At 61.3% G+C, this 22,177-nt stretch carries 20 protein-coding genes, 1 tRNA gene and 1 other RNA gene; 11 read left to right on the forward strand and 11 right to left on the reverse strand.

Annotated features, from left to right (window positions below):
* Nucleotides 1-100: 100 nt before the first annotated feature.
* The 3 genes from C0V97_RS13105 to C0V97_RS13115 all read right to left on the reverse strand — a co-directional run bounded on the left by C0V97_RS13105 (nucleotide 101) and on the right by C0V97_RS13115 (nucleotide 1,815).
* Entirely contained in the window at nucleotides 101-1,063 is a 963-nt protein-coding gene (locus C0V97_RS13105; RefSeq protein ID WP_127103029.1) for an alpha/beta hydrolase, read from the reverse strand.
* Between the two features lie 30 nt (nucleotides 1,064-1,093).
* Nucleotides 1,094-1,441, reverse strand: coding sequence for a zinc ribbon domain-containing protein YjdM (locus C0V97_RS18720; RefSeq protein WP_127103065.1), 348 nt, complete (start codon nucleotides 1,439-1,441; stop codon nucleotides 1,094-1,096).
* Nucleotides 1,442-1,725: 284 nt separating this feature from the next.
* Nucleotides 1,726-1,815 (reverse strand) — tRNA-Ser (locus C0V97_RS13115).
* Nucleotides 1,816-2,106: 291 nt separating this feature from the next.
* Here C0V97_RS13115 and rplU point away from each other — a divergent pair.
* From rplU to proB, 4 genes are all read left to right on the forward strand, one after another.
* A complete protein-coding gene (gene rplU / locus C0V97_RS13120) occupies nucleotides 2,107-2,421 on the forward strand; it encodes a 50S ribosomal protein L21 (protein WP_023977545.1) in 315 nt (104 codons plus the stop codon).
* Between the two features lie 28 nt (nucleotides 2,422-2,449).
* The gene (gene rpmA / locus C0V97_RS13125; protein ID WP_127103030.1) at nucleotides 2,450-2,716 is read left to right on the forward strand and encodes a 50S ribosomal protein L27; all 267 of its coding nucleotides are present in this window, start codon (nucleotides 2,450-2,452) and stop codon (nucleotides 2,714-2,716) included.
* Between the two features lie 95 nt (nucleotides 2,717-2,811).
* Nucleotides 2,812-3,831, forward strand: a complete 1,020-nt coding sequence (gene obgE, locus C0V97_RS13130) for a GTPase ObgE (protein WP_127103031.1) — start codon at nucleotides 2,812-2,814, stop codon at nucleotides 3,829-3,831.
* Nucleotides 3,828-4,946 (forward strand): glutamate 5-kinase, encoded by a 1,119-nt coding sequence (proB, locus tag C0V97_RS13135; RefSeq protein ID WP_127103032.1) that lies wholly within the window; start codon nucleotides 3,828-3,830, stop codon nucleotides 4,944-4,946. The genes obgE and proB overlap by 4 nt, the downstream gene beginning before the upstream one ends.
* Nucleotides 4,947-5,083: 137 nt before the next feature.
* Here proB and C0V97_RS13140 read toward each other — a convergent pair whose 3' ends face one another.
* From C0V97_RS13140 to C0V97_RS13170, 7 genes are all read right to left on the reverse strand, one after another.
* Nucleotides 5,084-6,130, reverse strand: coding sequence for an SDR family NAD(P)-dependent oxidoreductase (locus C0V97_RS13140; protein ID WP_127103033.1), 1,047 nt, complete (start codon nucleotides 6,128-6,130; stop codon nucleotides 5,084-5,086).
* A gap of 493 nt (nucleotides 6,131-6,623) precedes the next feature.
* Complete coding sequence (locus C0V97_RS13145; protein ID WP_127103034.1) at nucleotides 6,624-7,547, reverse strand: hypothetical protein; 924 nt, start codon at nucleotides 7,545-7,547, stop codon at nucleotides 6,624-6,626.
* 101 nt (nucleotides 7,548-7,648) lie between these two features.
* Nucleotides 7,649-8,899, reverse strand: coding sequence for a histidine-type phosphatase (locus C0V97_RS13150; RefSeq protein WP_127103035.1), 1,251 nt, complete (start codon nucleotides 8,897-8,899; stop codon nucleotides 7,649-7,651).
* The gene (locus C0V97_RS13155; RefSeq protein ID WP_233582164.1) at nucleotides 8,896-11,445 is read right to left on the reverse strand and encodes a TonB-dependent receptor; all 2,550 of its coding nucleotides are present in this window, start codon (nucleotides 11,443-11,445) and stop codon (nucleotides 8,896-8,898) included. Before C0V97_RS13155 ends, C0V97_RS13150 begins: the two co-directional genes overlap by 4 nt.
* A gap of 95 nt (nucleotides 11,446-11,540) precedes the next feature.
* Entirely contained in the window at nucleotides 11,541-12,422 is an 882-nt protein-coding gene (locus C0V97_RS13160; RefSeq protein WP_127103036.1) for a DUF4880 domain-containing protein, read from the reverse strand.
* Nucleotides 12,419-12,919, reverse strand: a complete 501-nt coding sequence (locus tag C0V97_RS13165) for an RNA polymerase sigma factor (RefSeq protein WP_127103037.1) — start codon at nucleotides 12,917-12,919, stop codon at nucleotides 12,419-12,421. The genes C0V97_RS13160 and C0V97_RS13165 overlap by 4 nt, the downstream gene beginning before the upstream one ends.
* A 144-nt stretch (nucleotides 12,920-13,063) precedes the next feature.
* Complete coding sequence (locus C0V97_RS13170; protein ID WP_051395789.1) at nucleotides 13,064-13,363, reverse strand: DUF2312 domain-containing protein; 300 nt, start codon at nucleotides 13,361-13,363, stop codon at nucleotides 13,064-13,066.
* Between the two features lie 255 nt (nucleotides 13,364-13,618).
* Between C0V97_RS13170 and zwf the strand changes: the two genes are divergently transcribed.
* On the forward strand, nucleotides 13,619-15,088 hold the full coding sequence (gene zwf / locus C0V97_RS13175) for a glucose-6-phosphate dehydrogenase (protein WP_127103038.1): 1,470 nt from the start codon (nucleotides 13,619-13,621) through the stop codon (nucleotides 15,086-15,088).
* A gap of 9 nt (nucleotides 15,089-15,097) precedes the next feature.
* Entirely contained in the window at nucleotides 15,098-15,604 is a 507-nt protein-coding gene (locus C0V97_RS13180; RefSeq protein WP_127103039.1) for a hypothetical protein, read from the forward strand.
* A 61-nt stretch (nucleotides 15,605-15,665) separates the two neighbouring features.
* On the opposite strand, the gene C0V97_RS13185 is transcribed toward C0V97_RS13180, so the two are convergent.
* On the reverse strand, nucleotides 15,666-16,667 hold the full coding sequence (locus C0V97_RS13185) for an alpha/beta hydrolase (protein ID WP_127103040.1): 1,002 nt from the start codon (nucleotides 16,665-16,667) through the stop codon (nucleotides 15,666-15,668).
* A gap of 322 nt (nucleotides 16,668-16,989) precedes the next feature.
* Between C0V97_RS13185 and C0V97_RS13190 the strand changes: the two genes are divergently transcribed.
* The 5 genes from C0V97_RS13190 to C0V97_RS13210 all read left to right on the forward strand — a co-directional run bounded on the left by C0V97_RS13190 (nucleotide 16,990) and on the right by C0V97_RS13210 (nucleotide 22,117).
* Nucleotides 16,990-18,690: a Hint domain-containing protein gene (locus tag C0V97_RS13190; protein ID WP_127103041.1), complete on the forward strand. Its 1,701-nt coding sequence runs from the start codon at nucleotides 16,990-16,992 to the stop codon at nucleotides 18,688-18,690.
* 101 nt (nucleotides 18,691-18,791) lie between these two features.
* Nucleotides 18,792-19,189: RNase P RNA component class A (gene rnpB, locus C0V97_RS13195), an RNA gene on the forward strand.
* A gap of 464 nt (nucleotides 19,190-19,653) precedes the next feature.
* Nucleotides 19,654-20,124, forward strand: coding sequence for a division/cell wall cluster transcriptional repressor MraZ (mraZ, locus tag C0V97_RS13200; protein WP_127103042.1), 471 nt, complete (start codon nucleotides 19,654-19,656; stop codon nucleotides 20,122-20,124).
* Nucleotides 20,121-21,122 carry a 16S rRNA (cytosine(1402)-N(4))-methyltransferase RsmH gene (gene rsmH / locus C0V97_RS13205; RefSeq protein WP_127103043.1) on the forward strand — a complete coding sequence of 334 codons (1,002 nt, stop codon included), beginning with the start codon at nucleotides 20,121-20,123 and terminating at the stop codon, nucleotides 21,120-21,122. The genes mraZ and rsmH overlap by 4 nt, the downstream gene beginning before the upstream one ends.
* Entirely contained in the window at nucleotides 21,119-22,117 is a 999-nt protein-coding gene (locus C0V97_RS13210) for a hypothetical protein (protein ID WP_127103044.1), read from the forward strand. Before rsmH ends, C0V97_RS13210 begins: the two co-directional genes overlap by 4 nt.
* Nucleotides 22,118-22,177: the final 60 nt, after the last annotated feature.

Here is a 22,177-nt window from a genome sequence, read left to right on the forward strand (position 1 = left end):
GCTGCCCTCAACCGGCGCGCCCGGGGCACGCTCGACCTTCCCCATCGCAGGCTCTGGACAAGCCCTGTCGATCGGTGAGGAAGAATGGGCTGTTCTGCGTTCAGATCATGCCGCGTGCAGCCAGCCAGTCATGATACCATAAGGGCCATTCAGCCGTAACGCGATCGGGCTCGCCCATACCGAAACCATGCCCGCCAGAGGAGAGACGGTGATAGGCCACAGACGTGCCGATCGCCTCGCAGGTCTCGGCCATCAACGCCGCATTATACGGGTTGGCGATGCGATCGTTATTGGCATGCGTCAGAAAGACAGGGGGGTAGCCTGGGGCCACATGGCTCTGGACGGACCAGAGCCGGGCCAGTGCCGGATCCGGATCTGTGCCCACCAAATCGCGATGCGTCGCAGTATGGTCATAGGGCTTTTCAAGCGTGATGACCGGATAGATCAGGGCAGCTCCTGCGGGGCGCACAGCCGGAGCGCCCAGAGCAAGCGATGCCAGCGGACCGGCTCCCTGCCAGTGGGTCGCGGTCATACCCATCAAATGTCCCCCGGCGGAAAATCCGAGCAGGGTAACGCGCGCAGGATCGATTCCTTCCGAGCGGGCGCGTTGCCCAATCAGCGCAAGGGCGCGACGGGCATCCTGAAGCGGAGCAAGAGGACCCTCGCTCCATCCCTCACTCGGAAGGCGATAGACCAGCACGAAGGCCGTAATGCCGCGTGCCGTCAGCCAGCGCGCCGCCGGATAAGCCTCTCGCTGCATGCCGATACGCTGATAGCCTCCACCCGCCGCCACAAGAACGGCACTGCCATTGGGGCGTTCGGGCCGGAAGATTTCCAGGCGTGGCTCCGCGACATTATAGAGCGCTCCCGTCTTGGTAGCCTGTTCGACGCCCTTCGGCCCTCCGCCGCCTGGCGGTGCATCAGGCCAGAGCGCGACCTGTTCGGGCGCTTTCGGGCGGGAGGGTCCGTGACAGCCCGCTAAAGTCGCGACCGAGCCAAACAGGGTCGAAGCCAGCATTCTCCGACGATCGATGCGCCTCGCCACAAACCTTTCGCTCGACATGAGGCTGGCTCCTTCGCGTGCCGTCAGGCCCTAGGCCTTTCTGACGAATTCCGATTTGAGATTCATGGCACCGATGCCGGGCACCTTGCAGGAGAGATTATGACCGTCATGCCCGTCAGTAAGACGCACACCCTTGATCTTGGTGCCCCCCTTGATAACGGAAGACGACCCCTTGATCTTCAGATCCTTGATAATGGTCACGGTGTCCCCATCCGCAAGGGGATTCCCATTCGCATCGCGAATGACCGAGTCATCAGCCTGGGCAGGCATACCCTCGGCAATGCTCCATTCGAGCGCGCATTCGGGGCAGACCCAAAGCCCGCCGTCCTGATAGATATGCTCACAGCCGCATTGCGGGCAGATATCGCTTTTCACGATCTTGTCGTCCTGTCTTCCTTGGCGCGAGCACCGGTTATCAACCGGTTCGCATTCCTTTTTCTCAATGGGTAACGAAGCCTCTACCCTTTTCCTCAGGGCATTTTCCAGAGCAACGTCAGAAAGAAATGAAAGGCTCAGCGTGCGGGGCGTCCGGACTAAGAGGCGCAAAACAACCTGCTCACAGGAAAAGGGGCGCACGTTCTGCTTCATCAGAAACAGAGGATTTCACCGCATTATATCAGGGAAAGCGACCGGCTGATCCGAAGGGACCCGTAAGGCGGGTCTGGCGGAGAGGGTGGGATTCGAACCCACGGTGCCCGTGAAGGCACAACGGTTTTCGAGACCGTCCCAATCGACCACTCTGGCACCTCTCCGTAACAGGATCACCCGGTCGTGGGCGGCTTATAGGGGGCAGATCATGCCCCTTGCAAGAGGGGATGAAACGATTCTTTCACCCTGCCCCGATTTGCCAGGGACGCATGGCCGCGATTTTCCCTCCGGCCCGGCTCGATAATCATTGACGGACCGGCCCCCGCTCTTGTAGTGAGCCCCCCTCGCGGGAGCGCTTGCGCCTTCTGCCAATAATAAAAAGCGACTGGGCAATGCCGACTGGGGGAAAACCCCGGCAAAATTGCCAAGAGATCGGATTGATAGAGAGTTAAACCATGTTCGCAGTCATCCGCACCGGCGGAAAGCAGTATCGCGTCGCCCCGCAGGCCACGCTGAAGGTTGAGAAGCTCGAAGCCGAAGCCGGCACGACCATCACCTTCTCCGACGTTCTGGCCGTTGGTTCCGACGCCGGCATCAAGATCGGCGCCCCGCTCGTTGCTGGCGCCACTGTTACGGCAACCGTGATCGCCCAGGACCGCCTGGACACGGTCATCATCTTCAAGAAGCGTCGCCGGCAGAACAGCCGCCGCAAGAATGGTCACCGCCAGCACGTGACCGTCCTGCGCATCGACGCGATCAACGCAGCGTAACTGACGCTAGAGAGAAGGAGAGACCTCCATGGCACAAAAAAAGGCAGGCGGTTCGAGCCGTAACGGACGCGACAGTGCAGGCCGCCGTCTCGGCGTCAAGAAGTTCGGCGGCGAAGCCGTTCTTGCAGGCAACATCATTGTCCGTCAGCGCGGCACAAAGATGATGGCCGGCTCGAATGTTGGCGTCGGTCGTGACCACACCCTGTTCGCCCTCGCCGATGGCGCCGTGAAGTTCACGCGCCGCGCCGAAGGCCGCGTCCACGTTTCCGTGACGCTGGCAGAAGCCGCAGAGTAAAGACTGGCCACAACCAGTTGACGGGAGAGGCCGGTCCGCATGGGCCGGCCTTTCTTGTTTGGACCGTTTATTTTTGGACGAAGACGAGACAGACCATGAAATTCCTCGACCAGGCCAAGATCTATGTGCGTTCCGGCGATGGCGGGGATGGTGTTGTTGCGTTCCGTCGCGAGAAATATGTCGAGTTCGGCGGTCCCGATGGGGGCAATGGCGGTCGCGGTGGCGATGTCGTCTTCCGCGCTGTCCCAAACCTGAACACGCTGATCGATTTCCGCTACACTCAGCATTTCCGTGCCCGCAAGGGCGGGAATGGTGCAGGCTCCGACCGCACCGGTGCCAAGGCCGAAACCGTGATCATCAATGTGCCCATCGGCACTCAGATTTTCGACGATGATCGCGAGACCATGCTGGCCGATCTCGATGAGCCCGGCAAGGAAGTGCTGCTCTGCAAGGGCGGCGATGGCGGGTTCGGGAACGCCAATTACAAGACCAGCACCAACCGTGCCCCGCGCCGCGCCGACAAGGGCTGGCCGGGTGAGGAACGCTGGGTGTGGCTGCGCCTGAAACTGATCGCCGATGTCGGGCTCGTAGGTCTTCCCAATGCCGGTAAATCCACGCTGCTTTCGGTGTGTTCGCGCGCCAAGCCCAAGATTGCCGATTATCCCTTTACCACGCTGCACCCCCAGCTTGGCGTCGTGCGTCTCTCGGCCACGGAAGAATTCGTCATCGCGGACATCCCTGGGCTGATCGAGGGCGCCAGCGAGGGCGCCGGGCTGGGCGATCGCTTCCTCGGCCATGTTGAGCGCTGCGCGATGCTGATCCATCTTCTGGATGGCACAGAGAGCCAGCTGGTCAAGAACTATCGCATGATCCGCGGCGAGCTCGCGGCGTATGACGAGACACTGGCCGAGAAGCCGGAAATCATCGTGCTCAACAAATGCGACGCCCTGACCAAGACCCAGATCACGGCCAAGACCAAAGCACTGGCTAAGGCCTCAGGGGCCGAAGTGTTCACCTTGTCGGCAGCCACTCATGAGGGGCTGGCCGAGTTGCTGCGTATCGTGCAGGATCGCGTCACCCAATACCGTCTGGAAGAACGCGAGAACACCCCGTGACAAACCGTCTGGCCGAAGCGCGCTGCGTCGTCATCAAAATCGGCTCGGCCCTGCTGGTCGATGCCGAAAACGCCGCGCTTCGCCATGACTGGCTCAATACGGTCTGCGAGGATATTGCCCGACTACGTGCCCAGGGCACGGATGTGGTCGTCGTCTCCTCCGGTGCCATTGCTCTGGCACGCACCCGGCTGGGGCTGGTCGGGCGCAGGCTGCGCCTGGAGGAGAAACAGGCCGCTGCCAGTGTCGGACAAATCCAGCTCGCCCAGGCCTGGAGCGCCGCTCTGGCCCTTCAGGGTCTGACTGCGGGGCAATTGCTGCTCACGCCGGGCGATACGGAAGATCGCGAGCGACATCTGAATGCGCGCGCCACTCTGCGTACCCTGCTCGCTCTGGGTTGCGTCCCGGTCATCAACGAAAACGACGCCATCGCCACCACCGAAATCCGCTTCGGCGATAACGATCGCCTCGGCGCGCGCGTGGCGCAAATGATCGGCGCGGATACGCTGATCCTGCTCTCCGATATCGATGGGCTCTACACTGCCGATCCAAGGCTGGACCCGAAGGCCGAGCATCTGCCCGAAATCGAGACCCTCACGGAATCGATCATGGCCATGGGAGGCGCTCCGCCACCGGGCTATTCATCCGGCGGCATGCACACCAAGCTGCTGGCCGCGCAGATCGCCACCCGTGCAGGAGCGCGCATGGCCATTGCGTCCGGGCTCTCGATGCACCCGGTCAGCCGCCTGCTCGATGGAGGACGCTGCAGCTGGTTTCTGGCCAGCGAGGATGCTGGTTCGGCACGCAAGCGCTGGCTTGCCAGCGCGCTTGAGACGAAGGGCAGTCTGATCATCGATCAAGGTGCAGCCCGTGCCTTGCTCAATGGCGGCTCCCTGCTCCCCGCAGGCGTTCGCGAGGTCGAAGGCACGTTCAAACAGGGCGATCTGGTGGTGATACGTGACGCAGCCGGTCACGAAATCGGTCGCGGCCTGACCGCCTATGATGCCGAGGACTCGCGCCGGATTGCCGGTCATCGTTCCGAAGAGATCACGCGCTGCCTTGGCCATAGCGGGCGCGACGAGCTGATTCATCGCGACGATCTCGTCCTGATACGCTGATCCCCACGAGCGAGGAGCTCTGGCCCACACACTCCCTACGCTACCCTGTCTGACTTGCAACGGCGCGCAATGACCCGCCGAACACACGCCATGGCGGATCCGGCAATGTCCGCACGGCTTGATGACCGGATCGGAATTCAGGTCATCAGAGCGCTATCCCCTCCATTGACCTCGAATTCCGCACCGGTTGTGAGGGCTGCAGCCTCTGACGCCAGAAATACGGCGATCGGAGAAATATCCTCCGGTTGGAGCCATCCCACCGGTTCGACCTCGCTCCGGGCGCGATCGCGCCAGGCTCTGGCCGGTGAAACCTGGCCCTTGACCGAGTGGTGGGCCTGCTCCTCAACTGCTGCCAGACGCTGGGGATTCAGGGTCAGCGCGGTGCCGACGAGGCCGGGGATCACCGCATTGACCGTCATGCCATACGGAGCGAACTCCATGGCGGCGGATTTCATGAGCCCGATGAGGCCCCATTTGGAGGCCGAGTAGCTCGATCCGTTACGTGTTCCATGACGCCCCTGCATCGACGAGACGATCAGTACACGGGCTCCGGGACGCTTGATCATATGTGGAACGAAGGCCCGCAGGGTTCGGGCGGTTCCATTCAGATTATTCTCGATCTGATCATCCCAATCGGCGTCATCCATATCGAGTATGGCTTTCCAGCCCTGTATGGCGGCATTTGCGACAAGGATATCGATCTGTCCGAGAGTTTGCGAAACCTGCGCCGCCGCAGCACGCATCTGGGCGATCTGCCGGATATCCGCCTTGATCACCATCGTCCGGCGGCCAAAGGCCCTTATCTGCTGCGCCGTCTCCTCCAGTTCATCGCCCGTTGCGGGCACGGCGTCAGCAACGGAGCTGATGGGCCCTGCGATATCGATCACGGCCACATCGGCCCCATTAGCCGCATATTCCACCGCGATCGCCCGACCTATGCCTCGAGCGGCGCCCGTGACAACCGCGACGCGTCCCGCCAATTGCGATCCACGTCCGGCATGGATGCTCCCCGCGCTGAATGCGGGAGCGGGTTGAGGCGTGGTCCCTTTCAACGAGGCCGCACCGGCCGTTATAGGCAGTGCTGTCAACAATGCGGCCCCGCCGGCCAGCAGGGATCGACGGTCGCGTATCTGGGAAGCCTCGGTCGCGGCGCGCTGGGCGGCCTCATCATGTCTACGGGTCATGTTGTTGTGACTCCTTGTCCTCACCTTCACCCGTGCAGGATACACGATCGTGCCAAGGGACGATAAACGAGAATCGCCAGCTTTATTTCTTGTATGCAATCAAATTGGGATACTCTATTCGAGATGACGATGCAATTTGTTGGTAGTGACTATCGACTTTTTGTATATTTACTATATATTAAATTATGTTTCTCGATTAACACATTGCGTTTACCATTAATCCGGCCTTGGACGTGGCTTGATCGGCCGCTCGTCAGCTTCGCGCATGGCTCGACATCCAGCTCCCGGAACGGAACATGACCCGTCGAGGGCGCACTCCCGCCCGGCGGTACCCCGGACCGGAGAGAGGCTCACCTATTGAAATGGATCGCGAATGCCCCCCCCCTTCGGAGGCAACGTGCCCACTGAGATGGGCCTTGGGGGGCGACTATCGCCACAAGGACGGTGCGTGCGCTTTGCTTGAACAGCGGCGCATTATGTCGCCGCGTGGGCCTCAGGGCCGGGGGGGCCAACGCAGGGTCGGCTCGGAACGCACACGACGCGCACCGGCCTCCTCGGCCTGGCGCAACCTCTCCGCCTCGGCCGCGGCGCTGCGGGGAGCCATTTCCTGTCGCTGTCCCTCCACGCGATACCCGTCATGTCGCGAATAGTCAGGGCGAGAAGTATCGGGGCGAGAGGTATCGGAGCGGGAAGCGTCAGGGCGCGACATGTCCGAACGGGCAGCTTCAGGACGGGTCGCCTTGAGCCGCCACGCCTCATCGCCATCTGGCACGGCCTGATTAGGGCTGCGCGCTTCCTGCCCTACGGGCGGGCGGGGCGGACGCGGGGCCTCGCGCGGTGGTGGGGGGTCGAAATGGGTCGGACGCAGAATACGCTCGATATTCTCCTGCGCACCGGATTCGGCATAGCTGTAATCATCGCGCGCCTCGGGCGGCGGCGTCTGACGCTCCTGGGCTCGATCCAAGGGCCGCTCTGGCGCACGATCCCGCCGGTCTTCTGCTACCATGTCACGCTGGGGGAACGCCTCGCGGGGCGGAGCATCGCCCCGTGCACCGTCATCGCGGGGCTGAACGGGGCGCTGGGGGGCCTGACGGTTCGCCTCGGTCGACCAGGGCATGATTTCAGGCACGCGAGCAGGCTCAGCCGTGCGATTCTCGATAGGCGCGGAGCTGCGCCGCGGGGGCGCATAGACAGGTTCACCTGAAGGGCCTGTCTCGGGAATACTCTGGCCCAGACGCATGGCGATGATCCGCAATTCGGCGCGCACCTCATTGAGCTGCAGCTCGACCTCCTCGAGCCTCGGCTTCACGCCGAAAATCGAGAACGGCATGAGGATGAACATGAGCCCCAGTCCCAGCAGGACAAATCCTGCCAGGAACTGCATCCAGAGTGGAAGTGAGAGAAGCGCGGTCGTCATGATCTGCGATCTATGCTATTTTTATCGACTCCGCCAAGAGGGATATTCTACGGTACCTGTCCAGGACCTGGCTCACGGATTTCGACGCGTGCGGACCGACCTCACAGGCGGCCCGGCGCGAGCAGGACGGCCCCGCCATGACGCAGGTCGAGCCCCCTGCCCTCGCGCAACGCCGCCAGGGATTGATGGAACAAACGCACCCGATACGACACCACCCCGGACGGGCTCAGCCAGCGCTCGAATGCCATTGTAGTGTCAGGCGCTGTGCCATCTGGCTGATCGCTGAAATGCCAGTCCAGACCGTAACGAGCGGCAAGGGCATCCAGTGTCGTGTCGTGCCCGGCAAAAGCCAGGAAGCGGGTGGTGCGCCCCAGCGGCATGGTGTCGGACAGCCTCACCGCCTCACCAGAGAGAAAACGCTCAATCACTTCTGCCAGCAGATGCGCCTTCTCCTGTACGAGCACACCCCGGCGCCGTGTGAGACGCGCCATGGCCTCATGCACGGGAAGGACGCGAGACAGGAGCCGAGGATCGATCCGCTTTACCCAGTCTGGACTAGTCTGCTCCCGGTGTGACCGATCGAGGCCCTCGACGTAGATCAGAAGCAGATTTTCAGCGAGAGATGCCGCCAGAACGCCTCCCCCCTCCAGCACTGGGCGGCCTTTTTTCTGCCCGGTCGTAAGCGCTTCGGCAAAACAAGGCTCGGTGTTGTCTGCGCATCCTCGCGGCGCGAGGAAGGCCTGAAGGGATGCAAGTCCCTCGCTTACTGCTGCGGACCGGTGATCGCGGTCTTCCTCCCGCGCGCCCTCGACGTCCTGATGGATGGCCCCGTAATTCTGCGTGATGAAGCCGGGGGATGCACCCTCGAACAGAGGATCACGCTTCCCTAGGAAGAGACCCTGCGCCCCGATGGCGTCGTTACGCGTAAAGGCAGCCGCCATGATCTCGCCGCTCTGCATCGTGCGTTCATCGGCTGAGTCGGCCCAGATGACGGGAGCGGGCCGCGACAGGCAGGGTCTCTGCTGTGCGGAGTGTCTGATCGTCTTGCAGGCCAGATCATAGAATCGGGCGATATCCTCCATCATGACCCGCAGCGTAGCCCGACCGTGATCGGTCAACTGCCCCGCAACGACAGGCCATTCAGGCCAGATCACCCCGGTTTCCCGGGCCAATGTGGCCGGGTCCTGCGTAGGGCTGCGTATGCCGTGCCGTGCAACAAGCACCACGCGATCGAGCCTGTCCTGCGCGCCAGGCGAGGAAGCCGACACGCTCAGCCCTGCAGGGGAAGCCTCACAAGGCGCCAGGCTCGACCCGAGCACGATCAACGAAGAGAGAAGGAGCGCTCTTCTCATGGGAGGGTGACGGTCAGGTTGAAGAACACGGAGCGCCCTGCCAGACGCCAGTAAAGCGGCGCACCATCGGGATAACCCGCGCTGGCTGCTGATTGATTTCCAGCGAAATCACTGATCGCGCGATTATTGAACAGGTTCGAAATCTTGAGGCTGGGCGTCACGTCCCGCATGAAGCCGCCCAGCTTCTTGAAATGCCACCCCAAAGCGAGATCGGCCGTAGTGGTGCTTCCGATACGGTACTGATTGGCAAAGACCGTGTTGCCGCTGCTGTTGGTGGTGCTGTCGAGCCCATAATGATTCCCCACAAACTTACCGATGAGCGAGGCATAGGGGCCTTTGTTATCGTCATAGAGCACGCCGAAAGACGCGAGCACATTGGGAGTCGCCGCAACACGGACAGAGCTGTGCTTGTATTGCGCGTCATTCACGCTGTAATTGCCGTAGAGAGACACGCCATGCCCGATGGCGTATTGCCCTTCGACTTCGAGCCCCTTGTAGATCGCACCACCGCTATTGACCGAAGTGCTTTGGGTGCCGAAGCCCGGCACCTTGATCTGAGCCGAGGCAATGAAATTGGAGAAATTGATGTAATAGGCGTCAAACGACACCGTCCAGCGCTTCTGCTGCACCACTGTACCGAGCTGATAGTTCAGCGTCGTTTCGGGGCTGACATTGCCGACATTCTGAGTCTGAAACACGCTCATGGGTGGTGCCAGAAAGCCGCGCGCAATCTGGGCGTAGGCGCTCCAACCCGGCAGAATAATCTGATTGGCAGAAATCGACGGCTGCCATGAGGTGAATTTCTGGGTCGCGTTCAGCGGCACTTTGGTCGATTTATTGACCGCAGCATCATAGTCTCGCCGGAAATAGGAATATTTGATGCCGGGCTTGATGATAGTGTTTTTGAACGGCTTCCAGTCGAATTCGAGATAGGGCTGCACCGTCGTATTAAAATCCGAGATGTCATAGCTATAGGCCGAGCCATTCTTGCCAGGCACCATGATCCCGCCCTTTGTCAGGTCGAGTGCATAGGTATAGCGCCGATCATCCTGCAGATCAGCCCAGGCACCGAGCAGCACATCGCCCTGAGAGGTATGCGCCTTGAAGGTCAGGGTATCGCCGTAATCGCGGAACTTGGCATCAGCATATTTGCCGGGCACGTCGCTCTTGTACGTCGCAAGCTTCTTGCCGCTCGCAGAATAGAAGGTCACGCCATTGGCGCCTGGATCATCCGAGCTGGCATCGATCGATTCCGTGTAATCATGCTCGAAGCCGTTCGTGTAGAGCCGGTTCTCGACGGTGAGCCAGGGCAGAACCTTGCTCTTGATGTCGACATAATCGAAGTCGGAGGTATAGGTGCTCGGCTGATACCCGGCATAGCACTGCAATGTCGCGTTAAAGCACAACCCGTAATCCTTGCCATACTTGCGATACTGCGCCAGCGTCGCCCCCTGAGTGGTATTCTGATTTTCCCAGTTATAGGTGGTCAGCACAGTCAGGGTCGTGTTCTCCCCTAGTCTTGCGACGTCCTTGAAAAGCAGATTGTTACGCCGCTCGCCCGAGCCGGTCAGATATCCATCCGTTTCCTCGTGCTGCAGATCGAGCACCATGGAGCCGAAGCGCGTCTTGCCTGAATCGACCTCGACACCGCCTGCACGCGTATTGAAACTGCCATAGGTGCCATAAGGCGTCACCCCGAAGCGATTGGCGGGTGTGCGGGATTCAAAGCCGATCGTGCCGCCAAAGGTCGCATTCCCGATGGTCGAGGCAGTGCCAGGACCGCGATTGACCTGCACCTGACCCAGAAAATGCGAGATGAAGAGCGAAGAGGTGGTATGGTGCAGGTCGCTGGCATTCCCGAAAGGGATGCCGTCGAACAGCATATTGTACTGACCGTCCTGGAAGCCGCGCAGGCTCATCGTCTCGGCCTTGCCCATGCCGGGACCGTTCGGATTCTGGGTCCAGATGCTGGGCTGGAACTTGATGATGTCATCCACACTCGCGAGCGGCACGATGTTGTTGGTGATGAAGCGCCTCTGAATGACGGAAGTCGGCTCGGTAATGGTCAGCGGCACCGTGGAAGGAGCCAGACGCTCAGCGCGCCCGATAACCGTAATATGCTCCTGCCCCGTCTTCTCGCCATGCTGATCATGGGCGAAATTGCTCCCACGCGCAGCATTGGCAATGACCACCGCCCCATCGGACTGGACATGGGCACTCAGGCCAGACCCGGCCAGAAGCCGGTCCAGCGCCTTATCCAGCGTCAATCTGCCCTTCAGGGCGGGTGCCCTCTTGCCGCGAACCTGATCGCTGGAAAAAAGAATATCGCGCCCCGATTGACGGGCCAGACCGGTCAAAGCGTCCTCCAGCGCGCCTGCGGGCTGGCTCAGACTCAGCGCCTTGAGCGTATCGGCAGAGTCCAGCCCGGCCGTATTCGTCCCACCCGGTCCCTGGGCAAGACCCGAATGCGGCCATGCCGTAAGCGAAAGAAGAACCAGGGCAAGCTTCTTGCGTCTGGCGGACACGTGGCAGGGAACACGGATCATAAGCGCGGTTGTCTTTCAGGATGGGATCGGAAATGGTCTCTGTCCTGCTTGACGACCCAGACCCAATCCTCCTCATCATCCCGCCTGCCGTTTCATCAAAGCTTAACAATCGCGATACGGTCGCGCTCGATCAGCACGCGCAACGGCAACAGATGGGCGAGCGCATTGAAAAAACGCTTCGGGTCACGCGTATGAAATACCCCACTCAAACGCAGATGCGCGAGAGAAGGCGAAAGCAGAACCACGGATCTGTCGCTGTAACGCGCCATTTCCGCAACCGCCTGATCGAGCGGGGTTTCATGAAAGATCGCTCGCCCTTCTCGCCAGGCCAGCAGATCGTCCACCCGCCCCTCCGTAACCCGCGCCTGCAGGGTCCGGCGGTCGAACACCATGAGTTGCCCGGGGCCGAGCCGCGCTGCCGCGGCATGCACATGGTGCAGGTTCAATCCACCCGAAATCACGGCCAGGATCATACGATCGGGCGTGACATCGAGCGCATAATCACCGCGCTCCCCCGAAATGCGCCACGCGCAGCATCCGAAACGGAGGGCCGCCTGTTCTGGCCTGAGTGAGAACGCAAACCGTCCCTGGCCGAAATCGAGCTTGTGACGTTCCGGCCCGCAGGTGAGGGCGCTACAGGCGTCCATCTGCACAGTCACGGCACCCATGACGACATGGCGCGTCTGGTTCCTCCCCGTCCTGATGCTTTGCGCATCGGCGGTCTGGGGCGCCGCAACGGCGCCGGCGGCGCAGAGGGCGAATGCGCCTAATACCGCCCGACGAGAGTGCGGCGCCGCACGTTGCGCTGGCGCAAAACTGCCGGATTGCCATATCTGCGAAACCAGATCATAGGCCTTGTGATGAGCCTCGCTCTCTCTTAGCCAGGCGTGGAAACGCGCCCTGTCCTGATCCGAGCAGCGATCGGAGAGAAGACGCGCCTGCCAGTCCGCCGCCTGTTCGACGTGGTCTGGTGTCACGAGCTGCCCTCATCCATGAGGGCGAGCGCCAGATGGGCAAGCGCGCGGGCGATCGATTTCTCGATCGTGCTGACACTTACGACCAGTTGCCCGGCAATCGCGCTATAGGTCAGCCCGTCGAGCCTGTGCAGGAGGAAGATGCGGGCAGTGCGCGCATCGAGCTCGGCAAATGCCGCGCGGATACGGGCCAGTTGCTGACGCCCCAGCACGATACGCTCGGCGCCGGGTGCTGCGCAGACCGGGTCCAGCCCTGCTTCATCGTCGAGTGAGGAAAACCGGATACGCTTCTCGCGCCTTGCCCGATCGATCGCCAGGTTGCGCGTGGCGCGCAGCACATAGGCCTCGGGATGATCGATCCCGTCCAGACCGCGCTCGAACAGATGGAGCAGTGCCGTCTGAAGCAGATCATCGGTATCGCTGCGTCGGCTCTGACGCCGCACACGTTCGTGCAGGGAAACCCAGACGGATTGCTCGAGGCACCATTGAGCCGCTGACATCGCCACCCTGCCAGTTATGAAAAGCCGGAATTGCGGCGGTTCATAACAATGGCGAAACACCCTGTCAGTCGGGATCGGCCCGTGTCTTCAAATCTTCACGGAACCCGCGGGGCAATGCCGTATCAGGCCTGCCCTGCGAAGGCGTTACATGCCGAGGGCGCGGCGATAGATGTCGAGAAGCGTCTCCTGCTCCTCGATCTCGTTGGGCTCTTTCTTGCGCAGCTTGATGATGTTCTTGATCGTGGCCACGTCGAACCCGGCCGACTTGGCCTCGCTGAAGATATCCTTGATATCGCCAGCAAGGGCCTTGCGCTCTTCCTCCAGGCGCTCGACGCGCTCGATCACGCTGCGCAGACGGTCGACGGCAATGCCGCCCACATTCGAGTCAGGATCGGCAGCCTGACGCGCGCGGCTGGCGGCGGCTTCGTCGATATCAAAAGGCATGTCGGACATGATGACCTCGAAAAACGGGGGTTGCGCTTGGCCCTGGCGGACCGAAACCGCACCAGATGCATGAAGGCAGCGCCCGCCTGCATTGGGGGAAGAAGGGGCGGCTTATCGCGCCGGGAGTGTCCGGGTCAACGCCTATCGCATGGGAACCTTGTGCTGCCCTGGTGCATTGCCTTGCACCCTTGTCGCTAACGAGCGGTGCATGTCATAAGACCGCACTGCCCATTTCGGAACCGGAGAGCCAGGAAGATGACCCAGTGCCACCAGGTCGCCCCATTCGACTACGTCATTTTCGGCGCCACCGGCGATTTGACGATGCGCAAATTGCTGCCTGCCCTTTACTATCGTCTGACCATGGGACAGGTGCCTGATACAGCTCGCATCATCGGGACGGCACGCTCACCGCTCAAGCGCAGCGAGTATCAGAGCCGTGCCCGTGACGCGCTCAAGCGCTTCGTGAAGTCGGATGATTTCGATGAGGATGTGGTCGATCGCTTTCTCGACATGGTCCATTATGTGAGCCTCGATGGCTCCAAGCCTGACAGCAACTGGGAAGGCCTGCGCGAGGTCCTGAGCCACAAGGCGGAAGACCATGTGCGCGTGTTCTATTACGCGACCGCCCCCGACCTTTACGGCGCAATCTCGAAGAACCTGCATCATGAAGGGCTGATCACCGAAGACAGCCGTGTGGTGTTGGAAAAGCCGATCGGCATCGATCTGAAGTCTGCCGACGAGATCAATGAGGCTGTGGGCCAATACTTCAAGGAAAGCTATGTTTTCCGTATCGATCACTATCTGGGCAAGGAAACCGTCCAGAACGTGATCGCCCTCCGCTTCGCCAATCCGCTTTTCGAAGCGGTGTGGTCGGGTGAGCATATTGAATCCGTGCAGATCACAGCGGGTGAACTCGTCGGTGTCGAAGGGCGCGCGGCCTATTACGACAATTCGGGCGCACTGCGCGACATGGTGCAGAACCACCTGCTGCAGGTGCTGTGCCTGGTTGCCATGGAAAAGCCCGACACGCTTCAGGCTGATGACGTACGCGACGCCAAGGTGGCCGTGCTGAAATCCCTGGTCCCCCTCGATGCCGCCAGCCTGCCCACCAGCACGGTGCGCGCGCAATATACTAAGGGCCACAGCAAGGGCTCGACGGTCGATGGTTATCTGGACGAGCTTGGCCATGAGAGCAACACCGAAACCTACGTTGCCCTGCGCGCGGAGATCGACACCCCGCGCTGGAAGAATGTGCCGTTCTATATCCGCTCGGCCAAGCGCCTGAAGGCCAAGGTCAGCGAGATCGTCGTCACCTTCAAGCCCTCTGCCACCAAGCTCTTCCCGTCCCAGCCCGAGAAGAACGTGCTTGTGATCCGCATCCAGCCGGATGAAGGCATTTCCTGGCAGTTCAACGTCAAGAACCCGATGGATGACGAATTCGGCCTGTGGGAAACCACGCTGGACGTGCATTTCGAGCGCGAGTTCTCGGTGCGCTATCCCGATGCCTATGAGCGCCTGCTGCTCGACGCAGTCCGTGGCTACCCCGTATTGTTCATCCGCCGCGACGAAGTCGAGGCCGCATGGAAATGGGTGGCGCCGGTGATGGAAGCCTGGGCCAAGAACGAGGTCCCGATGGCACATTACGCCGCTGGAAGCTGGGGTCCGGAAGAAGCACGTCAGATGCTCGCTCGCGATGGGCAGATCTGGCACGAAGACATGGAATAAGGCGCAGACTTGGCCTCCGATCCCAAAACCCCTCCCCGCACGCCGACCTCCGGGTCAGAGAACGCTCCCACCCCCCACCTCGGCTCGGGTCGTGCGGGGCGTCGCAAGCCGCGCACGCTCAAGCAGCATCTCCTGCGGCGGCTCGTCGTACTGGTGCCTGCCTCGCTTCTGGCCATTCTCGTCATGAAAATGGGCTGGCTCGATCAGGCAGCAGACAAGATCCAGTTCGATCGCCTCGCCTGGTTCGACAATACCAAGCTGGTCGAACATCTGCGTGTTCTCGTCACCCATAATGGCATGACCGATGTCCCGGCAAAATGTCTGGTGCCCATCGTCAACGGCAATGACCCGCCGGAAGCAACGCGTATCGACTTCATGGAACGCAGCAATAATGGCTGTCCAGGCAAGCCGGGCAGTTTCGACCGACTGTTTACCATCAAGGTCAACCGGGCTGATCGCCTACTGGCAACGGACCAGGGCACGCCTGGTCGGTTCCACGCCATAGCGCAGCAATAACGAGAAAGGCCGGGGACACTTCCGGCCTTTTTTTTGCTGAACCGCCCAGCGAAGTCACTCATTACGAGATCCTGTCTTCCTGCCAGGCAGCAAACCGCTCCCGAAGATAGCGTCCGCCCACACGCAGGGCCTGACGCCCCTCCACGACGGCCGCATAGAAATTGAGGAAACCGTGGATGGCCCGCCAGTAACAGACAAGCCGCGTCGTCACTCCGGCTTCTCGAAGCAAGCGGGCATAAAGCTCCCCCTCACCGCGCAGCGGATCGAATCCGGCCGTGACGATCATGGCAGGCGGCGCCTGGGCCAGATCGCTGGCGAAGACCGGAGCGAAATCCGGGTTCAGCATGTCGCGGTCACTGCGGATATATTGACGGCCATACCAGTCGAGCAGGCGCGCCGTCAGCATATAGCCCTGGGCGTAGGTCTCACGCGTAACGGGCGACAGAAGCCCACTGACCGTCGGGTAGTATAAAAGCTGTGCGACGACGCGTTCGAGCCCGGCGGCCCCTGCGCGGCGCGCCAGGACCGCAGCGAGATTTCCCCCCGCACTGTCACCGCACACAGCAATCGGCAGATCGAGCAGCCTGGCCTGCTCATGGAGCCAGAGTAACGCGTCCCATCCATCATCGACCGCCGCCGGAAAGGGATGTTCAGGCGCCAGCCGATAATCGAGGGAGAGCACCATCGCACCCGAATGACGGGCGAGGCGGCAGCAGATTCCGTGATGTGACACCAGGTCGCAATGCACGAAGCCGCCGCCATGAAGGAAAAGCACCAGACCGCGCACGGCTCCTCGTGGGCGATAGAGACGCGCCGGACGATTGTCACAATCCGTCGCGCCTGAACCACAGGGCAACATGACCGGACGCCATGCCCTGATCTGGAGGGAGGAGAACCGCTGAGGAAAACTCGGGATACCGGTCATCCGGCGTAGCGCAGCGAGCGTCTCCGGGGTCAGGCGCTCCGGAAGCGGCAATCCGTCACGCCCTCCTGCCGCACGTTTGAGCCAGTTGAGAAAGAGCCGATAGAGCAATCCGGGACGTTGGGCGGGAGAATCTGTCATGCGCAGGACGGTACTGGCACGGTGACGTCCTGATCCAGATAAAAGCACCATCGAACAGGCGAGCCCCCTCCTGCCCGGCACTGGCGTGCAGCAGGAACATCCGGCGCGGAAACCTGCCGCAGACGCCGGTGGCAGGATCTTACACACGTGGCCATCAAGGACAGACCAGTCCCTGAAAGTATCGCGCGAATAAGTTTGGCTTACCGCGCATGAAAATAACAGGTTTGACAGTGACACTCCCCGTCACTTTATTCTCTTCATAGAAATGAAGACCTCTTCATCGCATTGATATGTAATAATCATTAAATGCCGGAATAAAGTGATGCCTGACGAAGTAGTTCCCGTGAATACTCATGGAGCGAACGCCCTCTACGCGCGCGCTGCTGCGGCGATATCGCCACGGGCCGCCTACGAGCTGGGGGCCACCGGGAAGACGACCACCGTGTCAGTCGGTCAGACCATGCGGTTCAGCGGGTCTTCAGATCGTGCCTCGACGATCAATGTGCGAGGCGCCATCGTCAATAATGGCACGATCGATATTACAGGTATCTCGCTGACGCCCTATCAGCCTGCCTCGATTACCGGGTCGGGCACGATCAACCTCAGAAACGTGCAGCTCAACGGCTACACACGCAATCCGACCAGTTATTCGCTGTTTCTCGTCTCGGGGCAGACGATCAACATGGAAAATTCGTCTCTAGCCGTGCGCGGTGGGATGACAAATACGACGATCAATCTCAAGGGATCGAATAACTATATCGCCTTCAACTTCCAGTCCGGCCCCGTCAATCTGAAAATACGCGGCTTTTCTCAGGGCGATGTCCTCTATGTCTGGAATGGAAACGGGTCGAACAGCTTCAGCTACGACCCCGCCACCGGGATATTGACGATCACTCAGCTTACCAAGACGATACGCCTGGATATCGGTCTCGGTTATGATCGAAACGCGTTTTCAAATGCCGACAGCTATAACGGCAACAAGGGCGTGACCTACACGCGCGCCGCGCCGTGTTTTTTGCCCGGCACACTCATTGCCACTCCGAATGGTGAGCGTAGCGTCGAGACGTTGCGCCCGGGAGATCTGGTCACGGTCCTTCGCGGTGAGAGCCGCGAGGCGGTGCCGATCGTCGCTGTCCATGAAGGGGAGCAGACCCCCAATCCCCTCCTTGCGGAATGCTGGTCCAACCATCCTGTGCGGGTTTGCGCTCACGCTTTTGGTGAAGGTGCCCCCCATCGGGATCTGCGGCTTACTCCTGAACATTGCCTGTATCTTCAGGGTCGATGCGTCCCTGCCCGCATGCTGGTCAACAAAAACTCAGTCATCTACGAGACGGGCTCTGCCCCCTATCGTTACTACAATCTCGAACTGGAAAGGCATGAGGTCCTGTTCGCCAATGGCTTGCCCGTCGAGAGTTATCTCCCGGCACAGCCGAACCCGGCGGAAGAGCGAACAACCTCTGAGGGTGCTCAGGCAAGCCGCGCTGCGCTTATCCCGCTGCCGATCGATGTAACGCCACCCTTCGTTGCGTCTCTCTATGCTCGTTACGGTCATATTGCGCCGCTTTCGCGTCAACGCGACCCGCGTGATCCCCGCGCTGCCGGGCTCTGTATGAGCACGGAACACGGGCATGTCCTCCCGCCCCGCTTCACCGGCGGGACGAAGGTCGCTTTCGGCCTCCCTGCCGATACGCGCACCGTGATCCTGCATGCACGCTGCTTCATCCCTGCGGTCGATATCGGCGCCTTCATCGATGACAGGCGGACATTGGGCGTTCTTGTCGGGAGGATCACGCTCACCGACGACCAGGGCACACGTGATATTGTCGTGCATCTTGACGACGAAGCGCTGGAAGGATGGCATCCGCGCGATACATCGGCATGCCGCTGGACCTCGGGCGCGGCTTTCATCCCCCTTCCTTTTCCCGTTGGCCCGCATGGCGGGACTATGATGATCACGATCCTCGATTCAGCGCCCTGCCCCCTGGGGACGACGCGCTTCCCTGCCCATCTCGCAGCTGCCTGACCAGGCTCGCCGGTCAGGGCAAGCTTATGAGAGGTGGAATGAAGGATAAATTCCCGGTGTGGCGCTTGACCCTGGGGAGCGCATCGGTCAGGTTGCGCCCGTCAGACGGTCGGGCGATCGCTGCTGCGCCGGTGAGAACCGTCGTGATGGAGGAAAGTCCGGGCTCCACGGGAGAACGATGCCGGCTAACGGCCGGCGGGGGTGACCCTAGGGAAAGTGCCACAGAAAACAAACCGCCTGCCCGGCTTTCGGGCTGCAGGCAAGGGTGAAACGGTGCGGTAAGAGCGCACCGCTCCTTCGGTAACGCGGGAGGCAGGGCAAACCCCATCGGGAGCAAGACCGAATAGGAATGGCGGATCCATCCCCCGGGATGGGATCAGAGGCTCTCCCGCCTTGTCATTCGGGTTGGTTGCGTGAGGCCGGTTGCAAGACCGGTCCCAGAGGAATGATCGCCCCGCCTCAGGGCGGACAGAACCCGGCTTACAGACCGTCTGACATTACCCGCGTGTCGGAGCGCGACGGATCGCTCTCTCGATTGCCCCCTAAACCCGGGAGAGTCCCTGCTTGAAGCGGCGGCAGGATCTGGCAGCCGGATCATGACATATGACGCCCGAATAACGTGGCCCAATCCGGCTCGAAGGGCATTTTGCGCCACAATCATGCCGCAATGTTCCGCAGCCATGCCTTAATAAGAACATAACAAAAACGATGTATTGCGATGTCCGGGCAGTTTCTTTTTATTGCCCACAAGAACATAATAAGAACATACAAATTGCCGCATTCAAAAAAACTCCGAAATTCTGCGGTTTTTGCGCGCGAATTGTTTGACGTCCCATGAAATCCCATGATATCCCAAATTTATCCCGGACGGTCCTTCTGACATGAAGCGCAGCGCCTTGTCCCGTGCCGGGAGCGAAACATCAGCGGCAATTACTCCAGCGGAAAGAGGAGGCATCGAACGGCGTGAGTGTGTTTCTCGGCACGCATCAGAACCGTTTCGACGCCAAGGGCCGCGTGTCCATTCCGGCCTCCTTCCGCGCCGCCCTCAGGGCGCAGGCCCAGCCCGATGAGAGCCTCGTGATCTTGCGTCCCTCCCATCTGCATCCCTGCATCGAGGCATGGCCGAGTGCCGCCTTTGCCACGCTGGCGGGTCCTGTCGAGTCACTTGATATCTTCTCCGATGACCATGACGACCTCGCCGCCAGTCTCTATGCGGACGCCTATCCGATCGATGCCGACAAGGAAGGCCGCATCATCCTGCCGGATGTGCTCAAGCGTCACGCCAATCTCACCGACGAGATTTCCTTCATGGGTCTCGGACGCGTATTCCAGATCTGGGAGCCTGAGGCTGGCGCCAAACGCCGCGAAGAGGCACGCGCCCGTGCGCGCCGCATGACCAGCCGCGCCGCTGCGCCGAACGAGGTGGCGTCATGAATGCGCTCTCTCCCCTTGCTCTGCTGACCGGCCATGACCCTGGCCATGTCCCCGTGATGCTGCCGGAAGTCCTCGACGCCCTCGCACCGCATGAGAGCGGTCGTTACGTGGATGGCACCTTTGGTGGAGGCGGCTATACGCGGGGCATTCTGGCCCGCGCGGCATGCAGCGTCTGGGGGATCGACCGCGATCCCACCGCCATTGCGCGTGCCGAAGCCCTCGCCGCGGCCCTTTCAGCCGACGCCCCCGCGCATCGTCTGATACCTGTAGAGGGCACGTTCGGTGCCATGGCGGAACTCCTCGGTGACGCTGCCCCTTTCGACGGCATCGTGCTCGATATTGGCGTGTCTTCCTATCAGCTCGACGAAGCCGAGCGTGGTTTCTCGTTCAGGCATGATGGCCCGCTCGACATGCGTATGGCGCAGTCGGGTCGCTCCGCTGCCGATCTGGTGAACGAGGCCGAAGAGGCCGAGCTGGCCGATATCATCTACCATTACGGTGAAGATCGTCTTTCGCGCCGGATCGCCGGTGCCATCGTGCGTGCGCGTCAGGAAGAACCGATCCTCACCACCGCGCGCCTGGCCGATGTCGTGCGCAGTGTCGTGCGTCCCGACAAATCAGGCATTCATCCTGCCACACGCACCTTTCAGGCATTGCGAATTGCGGTGAATGACGAGCTCGGCGAATTACAGCGCGCTCTGGATGAGGCGCCGTCCCTGTTAGCCGAAAATGGCCGCCTTGTGGTGGTGACCTTCCATTCCCTGGAAGATCGTCTTGTGAAACGCGCCTTTGCCCAGGCCGCGGGGCGGGTAAGCCGCCCGTCACGCCATGAACCCATGGCCGAGCGCTTTGTCACGCCGGATTACGTCCTGCCCCATACCCGCCCTGTCCTCGCCTCGGATGACGAGATCAGTCGCAATCCCCGTTCGCGCAGCGCCAAACTGCGTAGCCTTCTTCGTACCGCACCATCAGCCTCTGTTAGGGGGTCTCTCTCATGATCCGGCCGTTCACTCTTCTCTGCGCGCTTCTTGCTGGTGGTTCGGGACTGTTTCTCTATACGAAGAAGCATGAAACGACAGTGCTCGATCAGAACATCACAAATGTGGTGCAAAAGACCGAGCGCGTCAGACAGCAAACGGCGATGCTGCGGACCCAATGGGCGCTACTCAACCAGCCGGACCGCCTCAGTGCGCTTTCCGGGCGTTTCCTGGGGCAGCTTCATCCCATGGCTCCCACGCAATATGTGCGCCTGGCGAGCATGATCGAGGGGCTGCCTGCGCCCAGTTCGAAACCTGCCTTCCGCGATCCGCGCGAGAGCCTGAGCATCGCCGTGTCGAACGCCCCCGCCGCTCCGAGTGTCGTCGCCCCCGCGGTCAAGCCCGCAGAGCCGAAGACTGTGGCCCCGACCCCATCCGCTCCGGCGGCACGTGATACGGCAGCCCTCGTGGCGAGCGCCGAGCCCGCTCGTCACCGCTCTGCACCCGCATTGCCCGTCGCGCCGGTCATCGCCCCTGCCGCGACCGCACCGGCACGTGTCGCCCTTGCCTCGGCTACCCCGCGCGCCCAGCCTCCTGCCCATGCAGCCACGGCCGCGCCTCATGCCCTGCACGCGCCCACCCAACGCCCTGTGGTCGAACTCGCCCAGCAGAGCAGCCGCCCTCATATGGTCTCTGATGAACTGGGGCAGGCAGCCCATCACAGCCATCGCTATGATGCCGTCGTTCATGCCACAACGCGTCCCGGCGCGGCCGGCACAGGCGATACCGATCTGGCCGTTCGTCTGGCGAGCTTTCGGGGCAATCGTCCGCAGGCGACGCCCGCCACCTCATGGCACAGTGCCCATGTCAGCGCTTCCCCCCATGTGACGCATGGCAACGCGGAGATTGCCATGCAGGCACCCAAGCCCCATCATGTGCAAAGCGATTCCGGATCTTCTTCATCCCTCGCCGGCTATGGTGATGCTCTGCCACCGCCTACGCCTCTTGCCAATTGAGCGGATATGAAAGCGGCTGAGCATGGCTGGCAGGACACCTCCCCCCAACAGGTCGGGCCA

The sequence above is a fragment of the Asaia sp. W19 genome (assembly GCF_003994335.1).
Lineage (GTDB): Bacteria > Pseudomonadota > Alphaproteobacteria > Acetobacterales > Acetobacteraceae > Asaia.

Coding starts and splice junctions, on each gene's coding strand:
- C0V97_RS13105 (WP_127103029.1), bottom strand. CDS start 1,063: ATGTCGAGCGAAAGGTTTGTGGCGAGGCGCATCGATCGTCGGAGAATG.
- rplU (WP_023977545.1), top strand. CDS start 2,107: ATGTTCGCAGTCATCCGCACCGGCGGAAAGCAGTATCGCGTCGCCCCG.
- rpmA (WP_127103030.1), top strand. CDS start 2,450: ATGGCACAAAAAAAGGCAGGCGGTTCGAGCCGTAACGGACGCGACAGT.
- obgE (WP_127103031.1), top strand. CDS start 2,812: ATGAAATTCCTCGACCAGGCCAAGATCTATGTGCGTTCCGGCGATGGC.
- C0V97_RS13140 (WP_127103033.1), bottom strand. CDS start 6,130: ATGACCCGTAGACATGATGAGGCCGCCCAGCGCGCCGCGACCGAGGCT.
- C0V97_RS13145 (WP_127103034.1), bottom strand. CDS start 7,547: ATGACGACCGCGCTTCTCTCACTTCCACTCTGGATGCAGTTCCTGGCA.
- C0V97_RS13150 (WP_127103035.1), bottom strand. CDS start 8,899: ATGAGAAGAGCGCTCCTTCTCTCTTCGTTGATCGTGCTCGGGTCGAGC.
- C0V97_RS13155 (WP_233582164.1), bottom strand. CDS start 11,445: ATGATCCGTGTTCCCTGCCACGTGTCCGCCAGACGCAAGAAGCTTGCC.
- C0V97_RS13165 (WP_127103037.1), bottom strand. CDS start 12,919: ATGTCAGCGGCTCAATGGTGCCTCGAGCAATCCGTCTGGGTTTCCCTG.
- C0V97_RS13170 (WP_051395789.1), bottom strand. CDS start 13,363: ATGCCTTTTGATATCGACGAAGCCGCCGCCAGCCGCGCGCGTCAGGCT.
- zwf (WP_127103038.1), top strand. CDS start 13,619: ATGACCCAGTGCCACCAGGTCGCCCCATTCGACTACGTCATTTTCGGC.
- C0V97_RS13185 (WP_127103040.1), bottom strand. CDS start 16,667: ATGACAGATTCTCCCGCCCAACGTCCCGGATTGCTCTATCGGCTCTTT.
- C0V97_RS13190 (WP_127103041.1), top strand. CDS start 16,990: ATGCCTGACGAAGTAGTTCCCGTGAATACTCATGGAGCGAACGCCCTC.
- rsmH (WP_127103043.1), top strand. CDS start 20,121: ATGAATGCGCTCTCTCCCCTTGCTCTGCTGACCGGCCATGACCCTGGC.
- C0V97_RS13210 (WP_127103044.1), top strand. CDS start 21,119: ATGATCCGGCCGTTCACTCTTCTCTGCGCGCTTCTTGCTGGTGGTTCG.